Consider the following 14,648-nt stretch of genomic DNA (forward strand, 5'->3'; position numbering starts at 1 on the left):
GCGAGGTGGCGGAGTACGTCCAGACGCTGGAGGAGGCGCGGGACACCGCCGACCTGCCGGAGGCCTCGGGCGACGCGATCGCGCGGGAGTTCGAGCGGTACCTGCGCCGGCGTGACCCGGCGGCGGGCCCGGCGGCGGATCCGGGCGACGGCTCCTACTTCCGGGACCTGTCCGGCGGCCGCGCCCAGCCGAAGCCCAGGCCGGACGACGTGGCGGAGCAGGACGGCCCGGCGGACGGTCCCGCCGGGGGCGAGGCCGAGGGCGACGGCGCGGGCGACGGGGAGACCCCCGGAACCTAGCAGGCCGGGCTGTCCGGGTGTCAGTACGCGACGGAGCGCGCCCCCGGCCGGCCGGCCGGCCGGGGGCGCGCTCATGCCGATCCGATCGGCTACAGGGCCACGCCCAGGAGGGCGTCGACCGTGCGGGAGATCAGGCCGGGGGCCGACTCGTCGTCGCCGTCGGTGGCGTTCTGGAGGTCCACCCAGCGGTCGACTGCGGCCAGTGCCGCGGGGGCGTCCAGGTCGTTCGCCAGGGCCTCGCGGACCTCTTCGAGGACCGCGTCCGCCGGGATGCCGTCCGGCCGGGACACCGCCGCGCGCCACCGGTCCAGCCGGGCCACGGCCTCGTCGAGGACGGCATCCGTCCACTCCCAGTCCGCCCGGTAGTGGTGCGAGAGCAGCGCCAGGCGGATCGCCGCCGGGTCCACCCCGGCGCGGCGCAGCGCCGACACGAAGACGAGGTTGCCCTTCGACTTCGACATCTTCTCGCCGTGCAGGGCGACCATGCCGGCGTGGACGTACGCCTGGGCCATCGGGAACTCGCCCGTCAGCGCCTGCGCGTGCGAGGCGCCCATCTCGTGGTGCGGGAAGGCGAGGTCGGAGCCGCCGCCCTGGATGTCGAAGCCCATGCCCAGGTGGTCCAGGGCGATCGCGACGCACTCGATGTGCCAGCCCGGCCGGCCGCGGCCCAGCGAGCCGCCGTCCCAGCTCGGCTCGCCCGGACGTGCCGCCATCCACAGCATCGGGTCCAGCGGGTTCTTCTTGCCCGGACGGTCGGGGTCGCCGCCCCGCTCCGCCGAGAGCAGCCGCATCGCCTCGGCGTCGAGGTGGGAGACGCCGCCGAAGTGCGGGTCGGCCTCGACCGAGAAGTAGATGTCGCCCTCGAGCTCGTACGCGGCGCCCGCGTCCCGCAGCCGCTCGACCAGCGGCACGATGCCGGGTATGGCCTCGACGGCCCCGATGTAGTGCTGCGGCGGCAGCATCCGCAGGGCCGTCATGTCCTCGCGGAAGAGCGCGGTCTCGCGCTCGGCCAGCTCGGTCCAGTCGTGGCCGTCGCGCAGCGCCCGCTCCAGGAGCGGATCGTCGACGTCCGTGACGTTCTGGACGTAGTGGACCTGCCGCTTGGTGTCGAGCCACACGCGCTGCACGAGGTCGAACGCGTTGTAGGTCGCCGCGTGACCGATGTGGGTCGCGTCGTACGGGGTGATGCCGCAGACGTAGATGCGGGCGACGGGACCGGGGGCGAGGGTGATCGTCCCCTGGGTCGCGGTGTCGTGGATCTGGAGGTCGCGGCCCTTGCCGGGAAGGGCGGGGACCTCAGAAGCGGGCCAGGCATGCATGTGTCGAGCCTAACCGGACGGATGTTCCGGAAACGAACTGGACCTGCACTGTTGTCTTGATCGGCGCTCTTGCGGTCCGGCCGGTTCTGTGCGTGACGCCGATGGCCGGTTCAGACCGGTGGCCACGGGATCGACGGCCACTGCCCGGACGGCACCGGGTGCGTTCCGGTGCGCAGCATGTGTGCCACCCGCTCCCGTACGGCGGCCAGCTCGGCCGCGGTGATCAGTTCGGCCAGCCGGGTGGCGAGGGGGGCTCCCTCGGCCAGTTCCGCGGCCAGCGTCGTGAGCGCCCTGCGGGCCTCGTCCGTCAGTGGCTCCCCCGCCCAGCCCCACAGCAGGGTGCGCAGCTTGTCCTCGGTGTGGAAGGTCACTCCGTGGTCGATGCCGTAGATCCGTCCGTCGGGCGCGGGCAGCAGGTGCCCGCCCTTGCGGTCGCCGTTGTTGATCACGGCGTCGAGGACGGAGAGCCGGCGCAGCCTCGGGTCGTCGGCGTGGACCAGCAGGGCGGTGCGGCCCTCGCCGACCTCCGCGAAGGCCACCGGCTTCCAGCCCTCAGCGGCCTCCTCGCCCTCGACCAGCGCGAGGAGCCCGTCCTCGGGCGAGTCGTCCTGCGGCTGCCGGGCTTCGATCCACTGCTGGACCATGCCCTCGCCGAAGGGGCCGTCGCGCAGCACGGTGGCGGGTACCAGGCCCCATCCGGTGGCCTCGGAGACCAGGTAGGCGGCGACCTCGCGCTGGGCGAGGCTGCCGTCGGGGAAGTCCCACAGCGGCCGCTCCCCCTTGACGGGCTTGTAGACGCAGTCGGCGCTCGCCCCGTCGTAGGTGACGGTGCACAGCAGGACCGCGTTGGAGGCCTCGCGGATCCGGCCGACGACGGTCAGCTCACCCTTGGCGAGCAGTTCCTCCATGCGCCGCGGCGCGGGCTCCGGCGTGTGTCCCGGCAGGTGCCCTTGCATGTGTCCCCGCGTGTGCTCCTGCATGTCCCCCTGGCCCGTCACGCCTGGCGCCGGTAGCCGTTCTGGCGCGGGCACACGTGGCCCTCCGGGTCCAGCGGCAGACTGCACAGCGGACACGGCGGGCGGCCGGCGTTGACCACGTCCAGGGCGCGCTTGGCGAAGGCGCGGGCCTGGGCGCCGGTGAGGCGGACCCGCAGCATCGGCGGGCCGTTCTCCTCGTCCTGGAGCAGCCGCTCCTCCGCCTCGGCGAGGTCCTCGTCGGACTCGGCGTCGAGCTCCACCAGGGCCTGGGCCTCGACGATCATCCGCTGTTCCTCGCCGTCCCAGGCCAGGGCCATGGTGCCGACGCGGAACTCCTCCTCGACGGGGACGTCCAGCGGGGCGGTGTCGGCGGCCTCCGCGGGGGCCATGGCCGGGACCGGGGCGTTTCCGCCGGTGCGCCGCACGACCTCGTCCAGCAGCTCGTCCATCCGCTCGGCCAGTGCGGCGACCTGGGTCTTCTCCAGGGAGACGCTGGTGACGCGGGGGCCGGAGGAGGCCTGCAGGAAGAACGTACGGCGTCCCGGCAAGCCGACCGTGCCGGCCACGAAGCGGTCCGGCGGGTCGTAGAGGAACACCTGACGGGGCACGTCCAGTCTCCAAGTCTCGGTGGCGGGGGCGAATCTGCGCCCTTGAGTGGGCCCGTCCACCCTACTGCGCCGTGCGATCACGCCGCGCCCGCGCCGCCCCCCACGACGGCGTTCCCGGCGTCCTCGGAGTCCTTGTCGGAGGCGACGGGCTCGGGTGCGGCCGGTCGCTTCACGAGGGAGCCGAAGTCCCCGGTGTCGCCCAGCCGGAACACGAACGGGCGGGTCGGCGTGTAGCGGATCGCCGTCACCGAGCAGGGGTCGACGTGGATGCGCTGGAAGAGGTCCAGGTGCATGCCCAGGGCGTCCGCGACAAGCGACTTGATGATGTCGCCGTGCGAGCACATCAGGAGGACGGCGTCGCTGCCGTCGCTCTCCTCGATCCGCGCGTTCCAGTCCCGTACGGCGTCCACGGCGCGCGCCTGCATGGCCCGCATGGACTCGCCGCCGGGGAAGGCGGCCGCCGACGGGTGCTGTTGCACGATCTTCATCAGCGGTTCTTCGGAGAGTTCGGAGAGTTTGCGTCCGGACCAGTCGCCGTAGTGGCATTCGCCGATCCGCTCGTCCGTGTGGAGTTCCAGCTCGGGCCGCGCGGCCAGCAGGGGTGCCAGGGTCTCGCGGCAGCGCTGGAGCGGGCTGGTGACGGCGGCGGCGAGCGGCACGCCGGCCAGCCGTCCGGGGAGCGCGGCGGCCTGCTCGGCGCCGCGCTCGTCGAGGCCCACGCCGGGGGTCCATCCGGCGAGCAGCCCTGCGGTGTTGGCGGTGGACCGCCCGTGTCGTACGAGGATCAGCGTGGCCATGAGGGCCAGCGTAGGCGGTGCCGGACGGGTGCGGGCCCGTCGGCGGCGGGGGAGAATGTTCGGCGTGATTGTCGACTGCGCGCTCTACCGGGACGGACGTCGCGCCGAGGGTCCGGAGGACTTCTCGGACGCCCTGGACGAGGCCCGGGCGAGCGGTGACGCCTTCCTCTGGATCGGCACGTACGAGCCGACCGAGGCGGAGTTCGATCACGTCCGCCGGGAGTTCGGCCTGCATCCGCTGGCGGTGGAGGACGCGCTCAACGCCCACCAGCGCCCCAAGCTGGAGGTGTACGACGACTCGCTGTTCGTCGTGCTGAAGCCGGTGCTCTACGACGAGGCCACGGACACGGTGTCCGCGGGCGAACTGATGCTGTTCATCGGCGACTCCTTCGTCGTCACGGTCCGGCACGGCGAAGGGGCCCCGCTGACCGCCGTACGCCAGCGGCTGGAGCACGATCCGGACGTATTGCGGCACGGCCCGACGGCGGTGCTGTACGCGGTGTCCGACGCGGTGGTGGACCACTACATCGAGGTGGCGGCCGAACTGCAGGCGGACCTGGAGGAGCTGGAGGCGGAGGTCTTCGCCCCGAGCGCCTCGGACACCAAGAACACCGCCGCCCGGATCTACGGCTTCAAGCGGCAGGTGCTGGAGTTCCGCAGGGCGACGAACCCGCTGCTGGCGCCGATGGAGCGGCTGGCCTTCGGCGAGGTGCCCTTCGTCCACGAGCACGCCCGGCCGTTCTTCCGCGATGTCGCCGACCACCTGACCAGGGCGAGCGAGTACATCGAGGGCCTGGACCGCCTGCTGTCGGACGCGCTGGCCGCGCATCTCGCGCAGACGGGGCTGCGGCAGAACGACGACGTGCGGAAGATCTCGGCCTGGGCGGCGATCGCGGCTGTCCCGACGATGGTCGCGGGGATCTACGGGATGAACTTCGACCACATGCCGGAACTCCACCGGTGGTGGGGGTATCCGGGCGTGCTGCTGCTCATGACGGGCGCCTGTCTGGGCCTGCACCGCCTCTTCAAACGCCGGGGCTGGCTCTAGGTTCGACAGGGCCTGGGGACCTGCCCCGGGCGGTGAGGCGGTCGGGTGGCCGGGCGGTCAGGCGTATTCGGGGGTGGTGAGGGGTGCGCCGCCGAGCGCGTCGCGCCGTTCGGGCATCCGCAGGCCGACCATCCGGTGCCAGCCGCTGAAGCGCTCGTACGCGTACATCCCGCGGATGCCGGCGGCCAGCAGGGCCGCCTTCGGTGCGGGCCAGTGCAGCAGCCGTCCCATGTGGTCCATGACGGCGAGGCTCACATCGCGGTAGACGGCGATCTCGGCGAGCGCGCTCTCGCGCAGCACCCGCTGGATGGTCCGGCCGTGCCCGGCGCGGGCCAGCCGCAGCAGTTCCTCGTGGCAGTAGGCGAGGTGGTTGTCCTCGTCGTTGCTGATCATGTGGATGGCCTTGCCCACCACCGGGTGGTCGCCGAAGTACGTGACCAGCATGTCCATCTGGTCGGCGGCGCGCTGTTCGGTGACCCGGCTGTGGGCGAGGTAGACGACGATGTCGTCCTCGGTGAGCGCCTCCTGCCGGCGCAGCTTGTCGTGGGCGAGTCCGATGCCGCGGCGTTCGAGCAGCATCGTGTAGTCGGTCTCGGGCGGTACGGGGACGGCCTGCAGGCCGCGTTTGCGCAGCAGGGCGTGGAAGATCCGGCCGTGCTTGTCCTCGTCGGCGCCGTGCCGGGTGATCTTGGGTGCGAGGTCGCGCATGGCGTCCGGCACCAGGGCCGCGATACGGGCGTTCTCCCAGCCGCCTTGGGCTTCCCCGCTGGCGGCGATGGAGCAGAACAGCTGGAAGGCGTCGTCGTTGTCGACGATCTCCTGGAACAGGCTGCGGGCAGAGAGCATGCAACGAGTCAAACGCCGCTGCGCGGGGCGGGCAACCGTGAGGTGGCACCACTCGTCCGAATGAACGAACCTCCGGGCCTGGCGCCGTGCGTAACCCCGCGGGCGTGCGGTGCGTTGTTGGCTGTGTCGGCCGTGGCGGGGAAGACCCCCCGAGCCCCCACCACGGCCGCAGAAGCTTCCCGCGGCAGCCGGCTCAGGCGAGGCCCGCGAGCTCCATGGCCTCGGTGCCGGCGCGCAGGGCGGCGATCCGCTCGTCCAGGGTGAAGCCGGCCGGGGCCAGCGTGAGGGTGGTGACGCCGGCCTCCGCGTAGGCCCGCATCCCGTCGGCGATCCGCGCGACCGGGCCGAGCAGCGTCGTCGAGTCGATCAGCGAGTGCGGGACGGCCTCGGCCGCGCCGGTCTTGTCACCGGCCAGGTACTTGTCCTGGATCTCGGCGGCTTCCTTCTCGTAGCCCATGCGCTGGGCCAGCTGGTTGTAGAAGTTCTGCTTCCGGCTGCCCATGCCGCCCACGTACAGGGCGGTGTACGGGCGGAACATGTCGGCGAGGGCGGTCACGTCCTCGCCGAGGGCCAGCGGCACGGTCGGGCAGACGTCGAAGCCGTCCATCGTCAGCCCGGCCTTCTCCCGGCCCGCCCGGATGTGGGTGAGCGCGGTGGCCTCCAGGTGCTCGGCGGCCGGGAAGATCAGCAGGGCGCCGTCGGCGATCTCGCCGGTCTGCTGGAGGTTCTTGGGCCCGATGGCGGCGATGTAGAGCGGGATGTGCTCGCGCTCGGGGTGCACGGTCAGCTTGATCGGCTTGCCCGGGCCGCCCGGCAGCGGCAGGGTCCAGTGCTCGCCCTCGTAGCTCAGCCGCTCGCGGGACATGGCCTTGCGGACGATCTCCACGTACTCGCGGGTGCGGGCGAGCGGCTTGTCGAACGTGACGCCGTACCAGCCCTCGGAGACCTGCGGGCCCGAGACGCCGAGGCCGAGGCGGAAGCGGCCCTTGGTGAGGGAGTCCAGGGTGGCCGCCGTCATGGCGGTCATGGCGGGCTGGCGGGCCGGGATCTGCATGATCGCGGAGCCGACGTCGATGCGCTCGGTCTGGGCGGCGACCCAGGAGAGCACGGTCGGCGCGTCGGATCCGTACGCCTCGGCGGCCCAGCAGACGTCGTATCCGAGGCGGTCGGCCTCCTGGGCGACGGCGAGATTGTCGGCGTCCATGCCCGCGCCCCAGTAACCGAGATTGATGCCGAGCCGCATGTGTCGTCCCCTTACCGGTGTACCGATCAGTAACGTTGGTGTGCGGGGACTGTAGCGCGCCCGGGCGCTCCACGTCAGCGCCCCAGTAGTCTCAGCGCTCATGGAGCAGAGGCATCTCGGCCGCACCGGACTGCGCGTCTCCCGGATCGGCCTCGGCACCCTCACCTGGGGCCGCGACACCGGCGAGGAAGCCGCCGCCGAACAGGTGAAGACGTTCTGGGAGGCGGGCGGCACCCTCGTCGACACCGCCGACGTGTACGGCGGCGGGGAGGCGGAGTACCTCCTGGGGCGGCTGGTGGGCGGGCTCGTCCCGCGCCGGGACCTGGTCATCGCGACCAAGGCGGGCAGCGTCCGGGACCCGGACCGGCGCTTCGACGGCTCGCGCGGCCATCTGCTCGCGGCCCTCGACGACTCGCTGGACCGGCTGGGTACCGACTACGTCGACCTCTGGCAGGTGCACGCCTTCGATCCGGTGACTCCGGTGGAGGAGACCCTGCAGGCCCTCGACCTGGCGGTGAGCAGCGGCCGGGCCCGGTACGCCGGGGTGGCCGGCTTCTGCGGCTGGCAGCTGGCGAAGGCTGCGACCTGGCAGCTCGCGGCTGCGGGGGTACGGACCCGGATCGCCTCGACGCAGATGGAGTACTCCCTGCTGCAGCGCGGCGTCGAGCGGGAGGTGCTGCCGGCCGCGCTGGACCTGGGGGTCGGCCTGCTGCCCTCGTCCCCGCTGGGGCGCGGAGTGCTGACGGGCAAGTACCGCGAGGGCACCCCGGCGGACTCCCGGGGCGCCTCCCCGGCCCTGTCCGCGCTGGTGGAGCCTTATCTGGACGAGGCGGCGGCCGGGATCGTGGACGCGGTGGTGACGGCGGCGCAGGGCTTGGCCGTGACCCCGCTCCAGGTGGCGCTGGCGTGGGTCCGCGACCGGCCGGGAGTGGTCGCGCCGATCGTCGGTGCGCGGACGTCGGCGCAGCTCGCGGCGGCGTTGTCGGTGGAGGAGCTTAGTCTTCCCGAGGAGATCTGCCGGGCGCTGGACGACGTCTCGGCGCCGGAGCACCGCTATCCCGATCAGGACTGGAGCACGCTGTGAGCACGGACCGTCAGGCCGAAGCCGAAACCGCTGACGCGGAAGACCCGGCCGAGGCGCAGCCCGCAGGCGAGGCGGATCCTGCTGGCGCGCAGGGCCCGGCCGGAGCGCAGGGCCCGGCCGGGGCACAGGGCGGTTCCGGCGAACCCGAGAACGGCGCCGCTGACGCCGAAGGCCAGGCCGAGGCGCAGCCCGAAGGCGATGCCGCTGGCGCGCAGGGCCCGGCCGCGGCGCAGGGCGAGCCCGAAGGCGACAGCGCTGACGCCGAAGGCCCGGCCGGGGCGCAGGCCCAGGGTGAGGCGGATGCCGTCGGCGCGGAGGACTCGGCCGGGGCGGGCGCCTCGGGCGGCGGAGCCGGCGGCGCTGAGAAGGCGGGTCCGGGCGGGGACGGGGGGCCGGGGGCGGAGCCCTCGGTTTCGGGAAGGGGCGGGGTGGGGGAAAGCCCCGCAGGGCCCACCCCCGAGGCGGCAGCGGACGGCGGCGGGATCAGTGAGGCTCAGGCGGAGCTGGCCGCGCAGAAGGTCGAGCGGGAGCGGATCGCGCGCCGCAAGGCCGAGCGGGAGCATCCCGTCGACGCCGGCGCCAAGCTCAGCGGGAAGGCCGCCGACCTGCTGGCCGCCGTACGGGCCGTGGAGAGCGGCGTGAAGCCCTCCGCCGTCTACTTCGACGACGCCCCGGCCGCGCCCCGCAAGGCGGCCCCCGCTCCCCCGGCACCCCGCCCGCCCGCTCCGGCGCCGAAGGCGGCCCCCGTACCCTCCGCCGACACAGTCGACGGCGTACGGGCCGTCCTGGCCCGCGGTGGTGCTCCCGAGTCGCTGGCCGGTCCCGTGGCCGCGGCCCTGGGCGACGGCGCCGCCGAGGAGCTCGCGGAGAACCCGTGGCGGCTGCTGGCCGTACCCGCCGTACGGCCGACGCAGGCGGACGGCTTCGCCCGTGCGCTGCTGGGCGCCGGGGCCGGTCCCGGGGACGAGCGCCGTACGGCCGTCCTGGTGGGCTGGCTGCTGGACCAGGCCGGCCTGAAGGGCCACACCGCGCTGGAGGCCCCGGTCCTGGAGAAGGCCCTGGCCCAGTACGGCGTGCCCGATCCGGCCGAGGCGCTGGAACAGGCCGTCGCGGAGGCGTCGGTACTGGTCTTCCACGAGCCCCTGGGCCCGCCGGTGGAGGAGGGCGAGGAGCAGCCGGTACGGATCCTCGTGGGCCTGGAGGGCGCCGCGATGGCCGAGGAGAGCCTGGCCGACGGCCTGGCCCGGCTGTCCGGCACCTTCGCCGGGCCGGCGGACTGGGAGCAGGCCGCCTCGGCCGCGCCGGACCGGTCCTCCGGCGAGCTGATCCGCGCGGTCGCCGGCCACGGTCTGGTCACCCACACCGGTGGTGAGGCCGCCCGGGCCGAGCCGTTCGCTCTGGCCGCGGCGGCCCGTGAGCTGGGCCTGCGCGTCTGCGTGGCCGCGCATGCGCCCGGCGGCGGCCCGGACGCGGTGACGGTGGCGGGGCTGCTCTCCGGCGAGGAGGGGCCCGGGCGGGACGCGGACGGGCAGTTCGCGCTGGACCTGCTGGTCGTGCTGGACGCGCCGCAGCTGGACGTGGAGAGCGCGGCCGCACTGGTCGAGGGCGTCCCGGACGGGGCCCGGCTGGTCCTGTCCGGCGACCCCGGAGTGCTCGGTTCCGCGGGGGCGGGGCGGGTGTTCGCCGATGTGCTGGCGGCGCGTACCTGCCCGCAGCTGGTCTCCCGTACCCCGGATCCGGGTCCCCTCGGCGAGCTGGTCTCGGGCGTGGGGATCGGGGAGCTGAACCAGGTCGAAGCCCCCGGCAAGGAGGTCGTCATCGTCCCGGTGCAGGACGCCGGCGAGGCCGTGCACCGCGCCGTGCAGTTGGTGGCCGAGTCGGTGCCGCGGGCCTTCGGGGTCCCGGCGGACGGCGTTCAGGTGATCACGCCGGGGCACGGCGGTCCCGCGGGGACGCGGGCGTTGAACGCCGCGCTCAAGGAGCGGCTCAATCCCGGTCCGGGCCGGTTCGGCGGCTTCGACCCCGGCGACCGGGTGGTCCACGTGCCGTCGCCGGGGCGTGCCGTGCCGGCCCGTGTGGTGTCGGCGGACGCGCAGGGGCTGCACCTGGAGCGCGCGGGCGCGCGGATCGTCGTACCGAAGGAACTCGTCGAGTCCCAGGTGCGGCACGGCTGGGCGGTGACGGCGCATCAGGCGGTGGGCTCGCGCTGGCCGGCGGTGGTCGTGGTCCTGCCGGGTGACGCGGCGCAGGCCCTGTCCCGGGACTGGGTCTACACGGCGTTCGGGCGGGCCGGGCGGCACCTGTCGGTGGTGCACGGCGTCGACCAGGCGCTGCCGCGCGCAGTGGCCGAGGTGCTGCCGAAGCCGCGGACGACACGGCTGACGGGTCTGCTGAAGGCCCTGGCCGCAACGGGCGAACAGCCGGAGCAGTAGTCGGCCGTGGCCTCCCGCCCCGAGGGGCGGGAGGCCACGGTGCCGGGCCGCGCCGGGCCGCGGTCACGATGTCAGGCGGGGGTCAGCCCCGGCCGGGCGGTCCGGCCCCCGTCCCGGCCCTGGCCCTGGCCCTGGCCCTGGCCCGGCTCCTTTGCCTGCTCCTCGATGTCGTCGAACTCGTCCGTCTCCTCGTCGAAGACGGAACTGACGTCGAAGCGGTGCAGCACGTCCTGCGGGTCGGTGTGCGCGAAGGGCGAGCCCAGCCACTCCCCCGGTTCCGCCACCTCCTCCGAGGCGGCGATCCAGAGCGTGGAGTCGCCCTCCTCCAGCCCGAAGTCCTTGGAGCGGGAGGCGATCTCGTCGGGTTCGTACTCCCCGAAGAGCACGCCGAGGGCGTCCGCGGTGCCGCCGTCGTGGGCGAAGTCGGCGTCCAGGTCGTGCGCGGCTACCCGTTCGGCCTGTGCGATCAGCCGCGCCGGTTCGACGACGGCGTAGTCGCGGCGGATGAGCACGCTGAAGGCGGCGGGTTCGGCGGGGCCGGTGTACGGGACGCCGTCCTCGGGCGTCGGGATCTCGAAGGGCGTGACCTCGTCGTAGCGGTCGTAGAGGAGTTCGTCGTACTCCTCGGCGGCGGCGGCGAGTTCGTTGAAGGCGGCGTAGACGTCCGGATCCTCGTCCCCGATCCTGCGCTCGACCGCGGCGAGGTGGCGGTCGAGCGCGGCCTTGACCGCCTCGGCGGCGGCGCGGACCTCGGCAACAGTGGGCAGAGCGGCATCAGACATAGAGCAGACGCTATCCGTAGCAGGGCTGTGCCCGCACAATAGATGCGATGCCGGAATACGAATTTGTCGACGTGTACGTGCCCCGCGGGGTTCCTCGCAAGGAGGCCACCCGCCTGCTGACCGACCATGCCGAGTACGGGAACTGGGAGATCGACCGGCTGAGCCTGCACCGGGACGGCAGCCGCCGCGTGCGGCTGCGCCGCCGGATCATCCGTCAGGTCCGCGCCACCTGGTGAACGCGGACCCCGGGGGCGGGGCCCGCGTGGTGAGCGTCCGTCAGGCGGCGCTCCTGGCGCGCCGGTAGAGGATGGTGCCGGCGAGCAGCAGGCCGCCCGCGATCGGGAGGCCGGCGGTCAGGACGTCGCCGGACCCGGTCTCGGCGAGACGGGGGTTCACCCCGATGCCGGTGCCGGTTCCCGTGCCGGGAGTACCGGTAACCGGGTTGGCCGGGGTGCCGGGGTTACCCGGGTTTCCGGGGTTCCCCGGGATACCGGGGTTGCCGGGGTTACCGGGGTTACCCGGGTTACCGGGGTTACCGGGGTTACCCGGGTTACCGGGGTTACCGGGGTTACCCGGGTTACCGGGGTTACCCGGGTTGCCAGGGTTCCCCGGATTGCCAGGGTTCCCGGGGTTCCCCGGATTGCCAGGGTTCCCCGGGTGGTCGTCGCACGGTTCATCGTCGCCCGGGTTCCCCGGGTTCCCGGGGTTCCCCGGGTTACCGGGGTTACCCGGGTTACCGGGGTTACCCGGGTTACCGGGGTTCCCCGGGTTACCGGGGTTACCCGGGTTACCGGGGTTACCGGGGTTACCGGGGTTGCCGGGGTGCCCCGGGTGACCGGGGTGACCCGGCTTGCCGTGGCCCGAGCCGTTGGCGCAGTGGTTCCCGAAGGCCGGGTTGAGGCCTCCCACCACCGTCACCGTGTTCCCGCAGGCGTTCACCGGCGCGTCCACGGGCGCCTGCACGGTGTTCCCGGACAGCAGGCCCGGAGAGTTCTTCGCATGCCCCGAAGCGCCGGAATCCGCGTGTGCGTGGCCCGCGGCCAGCGCGAGGACACCCCCCGCGGCAGCCATGGTGATCAGGGTCTTCCTGGTGACCTGTGCCGGTCGTCGCATCTGTACTCGTCCCCTGGTGTGTACGTGTCGGCCGGGCGCTCGGAGGCCCGGCCGCCCAGGCTCCCCCGCCTGGTACTCCGAAAAGTGGTTCAGGGCGTAAAAAGCCCGGTGGCCCCGGAGCGCTGGATTGCGCTCCGGGGCCGAAGACTTCAGACGCGTCAGGCGTTGACGCAGGTGTTGCCGAAGGCCGGGTTCAGCAGGCCGATGACGGACACGGTGTTGCCGCAGACGTTCACCGGGATGTGAACCGGGACCTGGACGACGTTGCCGGACAGGACACCCGGGGAGCCGATGGCCGCACCCTGGGCACCCGCGTCGGCGACGGCCAGACCCGCACCCGCGAGAACCAGACCACCGGTGGCAGCCGCAGCGGCGACAACCTTCTTGAGCATTGTTCCTCCTAGTAGGCAAAGTGCGGTCCCAGCCGCGGACCGCACCACCTGTAACGAGGAGGGATCACCAGGGCTACGAGCGTATGAGTGCATTCACTCTTCTCAGTGGAATGCGCACACCTTCTCGAATGTCAGGCGTTGTCGATGAACCGGTCGAGCACGCGCACCCCGAACTTCAGTCCCTCCACCGGCACCCGCTCGTCCACGCCGTGGAACATGCCGGCGAAGTCCAGCTCCGGCGGCAGCTGCAGGGGCGCGAAGCCGAAGCAGCGGATGCCGAGGTCGTCGAAGGACTTGGCGTCCGTACCGCCCGAGAGCATGTACGGGACCGCCCGCGCGATCGGGTCCTCCGCCTTCAGGGCGCCCTGCATCGCCTCGACCAGCCGGCCGTCGAAGTCCGTCTCCAGCGCCCTGTCGCCGTGCACGTCCTCGCGCTTCACGCGGGGGCCGAGGATGCGGTCGAGGTCGGCGAAGAACTCGTCCTCGTAGCCCGGCAGGAAGCGGCCGTCGACGTGGGCCGTCGCCTGGCCCGGGATGACGTTGACCTTGTAGCCGGCGCCGAGCATCGTCGGGGCCGCCGAGTTCCGCAGGGTCGCGCCGACCATCTTGGCGATGCCGCCGAGCTTGGCGAGCGTGGCGTCCATGTTGTCCGGGTCCAGGGGGGTGCCGAGCGCGTCCGAGAGCTCGTCCAGGAAGGACCGTACGGTCTTGGTCACGCGCACCGGCCACTGGTGGCGGCCGAGCCGTCCCACGGCCTCGCACAGCTCCGTGATGGCGTTGTCGTTGTTGGTCATGGAGCCGTGGCCCGCGGTGCCCTCCACCGTGAGCCGCATCCAGTGCATACCCTTCTGGGCGGTCTCCACGAGGTAGAGCCGGAGGTTCTCGTTCACGGTGAAGGAGAACCCGCCGACCTCGCCGATCGCCTCGGTGACGCCCTCGAACAGCCCCGGGTGCTTGTCGACGAGATGGCGGGCGCCGTAGATGCCGCCCGCCTCCTCGTCGGCGAGGAAGGCCAGCACGATGTCCCGCGGGGGCTTGCGGCCGCTGCGCATCCGGTCGCGGACGACGGCCAGCGTCATCGCATCCATGTCCTTCATGTCGACGGCGCCGCGGCCCCACACGCAACCGTCGGCGATCTCGCCCGCGAACGGGTCGTACGTCCAGTCCGCCGCGTTGGCCGGAACCACGTCGGTGTGCCCGTGGATCAGCAGCGCGGGCCGCGAGGGGTCCTCCCCCTCGATCCGCGCCACCGTCGAGGCGCGGCCCTTGTGCGATTCGAAGATCTGCGGCTCCAGCCCGACCTCGGCGAGCTTCTCGGCGACCCACTCCGCCGCCTTGCGCTCCCCGGGGCCCGAGTGGTCGCCGTAGTTGCTGGTGTCGATCCGGATGAGGTCCCGGCAGAGGTCAACGACCTCGTCCTCGCCGGAGACGGTCTTGCCCGCGCTCGCCTGGCTCACGCTGCTTCCTCCCACTGATCCACTCAGTACCGAACCCTCCCATCCTCGCGCCCCCGGGCCGCTCTCCCCAAGGGCGAGCCCCGGCCGTCGGGGGGTGTGATCGAGGACCCCCCGCCGTTTGGTAGTGTTTTCCACGTCGGAACGGCCCGCGAGGGACGGACGGCACTCACCCGGTCCGGGTGGCGGAATGGCAGACGCGCTAGCTTGAGGTGCTAGTGCCCTTTATCGGGCGTGGGGGTTCAAGTCCCCCC

The 14,648-nt window shown here is 73.0% G+C and carries 13 protein-coding genes and 2 pseudogenes; 5 read left to right on the plus strand and 10 right to left on the minus strand.

Annotated features, from left to right (window positions below):
- Positions 1 to 299, plus strand: a pseudogene (locus tag AAT21_RS39490) (PAC2 family protein); the annotation flags it as partial.
- 89 nt (positions 300 to 388) lie between these two features.
- On the opposite strand, the gene mshC reads toward AAT21_RS39490, so the two are convergent.
- The 4 genes from mshC to AAT21_RS32255 form a co-directional block, all read right to left on the minus strand.
- Positions 389 to 1,618: a cysteine--1-D-myo-inosityl 2-amino-2-deoxy-alpha-D-glucopyranoside ligase gene (gene mshC, locus AAT21_RS32240; protein WP_046780530.1), complete on the minus strand. Its 1,230-nt coding sequence runs from the start codon at positions 1,616 to 1,618 to the stop codon at positions 389 to 391.
- Between the two features lie 110 nt (positions 1,619 to 1,728).
- A complete protein-coding gene (locus tag AAT21_RS32245; protein WP_235439299.1) occupies positions 1,729 to 2,574 on the minus strand; it encodes an SCO1664 family protein in 846 nt (281 codons plus the stop codon).
- A gap of 38 nt (positions 2,575 to 2,612) precedes the next feature.
- The gene (locus tag AAT21_RS32250) at positions 2,613 to 3,203 is read right to left on the minus strand and encodes a DUF3090 domain-containing protein (protein WP_037925764.1); all 591 of its coding nucleotides are present in this window, start codon (positions 3,201 to 3,203) and stop codon (positions 2,613 to 2,615) included.
- A gap of 77 nt (positions 3,204 to 3,280) precedes the next feature.
- Entirely contained in the window at positions 3,281 to 4,000 is a 720-nt protein-coding gene (locus tag AAT21_RS32255) for a histidine phosphatase family protein (protein WP_046780532.1), read from the minus strand.
- A 55-nt stretch (positions 4,001 to 4,055) separates the two neighbouring features.
- On the opposite strand from AAT21_RS32255, the gene AAT21_RS32260 reads away from it, so the two are divergent.
- Positions 4,056 to 5,048: a magnesium and cobalt transport protein CorA gene (locus tag AAT21_RS32260; RefSeq protein WP_046780533.1), complete on the plus strand. Its 993-nt coding sequence runs from the start codon at positions 4,056 to 4,058 to the stop codon at positions 5,046 to 5,048.
- A gap of 57 nt (positions 5,049 to 5,105) precedes the next feature.
- On the opposite strand, the gene AAT21_RS32265 is transcribed toward AAT21_RS32260, so the two are convergent.
- Positions 5,106 to 5,894, minus strand: a complete 789-nt coding sequence (locus AAT21_RS32265; RefSeq protein ID WP_046780534.1) for a hypothetical protein — start codon at positions 5,892 to 5,894, stop codon at positions 5,106 to 5,108.
- 193 nt (positions 5,895 to 6,087) lie between these two features.
- The gene (locus AAT21_RS32270; protein WP_046780535.1) at positions 6,088 to 7,137 is read right to left on the minus strand and encodes an LLM class F420-dependent oxidoreductase; all 1,050 of its coding nucleotides are present in this window, start codon (positions 7,135 to 7,137) and stop codon (positions 6,088 to 6,090) included.
- Between the two features lie 100 nt (positions 7,138 to 7,237).
- On the opposite strand from AAT21_RS32270, the gene AAT21_RS32275 reads away from it, so the two are divergent.
- Together AAT21_RS32275 and AAT21_RS32280 are read left to right on the plus strand one after the other, a co-directional pair.
- Positions 7,238 to 8,221: an aldo/keto reductase gene (locus AAT21_RS32275; RefSeq protein WP_046780536.1), complete on the plus strand. Its 984-nt coding sequence runs from the start codon at positions 7,238 to 7,240 to the stop codon at positions 8,219 to 8,221.
- On the plus strand, positions 8,218 to 10,653 hold the full coding sequence (locus AAT21_RS32280) for an ATP-dependent DNA helicase (protein WP_079026100.1): 2,436 nt from the start codon (positions 8,218 to 8,220) through the stop codon (positions 10,651 to 10,653). Before AAT21_RS32275 ends, AAT21_RS32280 begins: the two co-directional genes overlap by 4 nt.
- Positions 10,654 to 10,724: 71 nt before the next feature.
- Here the strand turns inward: AAT21_RS32280 and AAT21_RS32285 are convergent, their stop codons facing one another.
- Entirely contained in the window at positions 10,725 to 11,435 is a 711-nt protein-coding gene (locus AAT21_RS32285; RefSeq protein WP_046780537.1) for a hypothetical protein, read from the minus strand.
- Between the two features lie 47 nt (positions 11,436 to 11,482).
- Between AAT21_RS32285 and AAT21_RS32290 the strand changes: the two genes are divergently transcribed.
- A complete protein-coding gene (locus AAT21_RS32290; RefSeq protein WP_030037337.1) occupies positions 11,483 to 11,671 on the plus strand; it encodes a DUF5703 family protein in 189 nt (62 codons plus the stop codon).
- 643 nt (positions 11,672 to 12,314) lie between these two features.
- On the opposite strand, the pseudogene AAT21_RS39780 reads toward AAT21_RS32290, so the two are convergent.
- The 3 genes and pseudogenes from AAT21_RS39780 to AAT21_RS32305 form a co-directional block, all read right to left on the minus strand.
- Positions 12,315 to 12,548 (minus strand): annotated as a pseudogene (locus tag AAT21_RS39780) (chaplin); the annotation flags it as partial.
- 158 nt (positions 12,549 to 12,706) lie between these two features.
- Positions 12,707 to 12,940, minus strand: a complete 234-nt coding sequence (gene chpH / locus AAT21_RS32300) for a chaplin ChpH (RefSeq protein ID WP_030963738.1) — start codon at positions 12,938 to 12,940, stop codon at positions 12,707 to 12,709.
- A 131-nt stretch (positions 12,941 to 13,071) separates the two neighbouring features.
- Positions 13,072 to 14,397: a M20/M25/M40 family metallo-hydrolase gene (locus AAT21_RS32305; protein ID WP_046780538.1), complete on the minus strand. Its 1,326-nt coding sequence runs from the start codon at positions 14,395 to 14,397 to the stop codon at positions 13,072 to 13,074.
- Positions 14,398 to 14,648: the final 251 nt, after the last annotated feature.

This window comes from Streptomyces yangpuensis (assembly GCF_001005295.1).
Lineage (GTDB): Bacteria > Actinomycetota > Actinomycetes > Streptomycetales > Streptomycetaceae > Streptomyces > Streptomyces yangpuensis.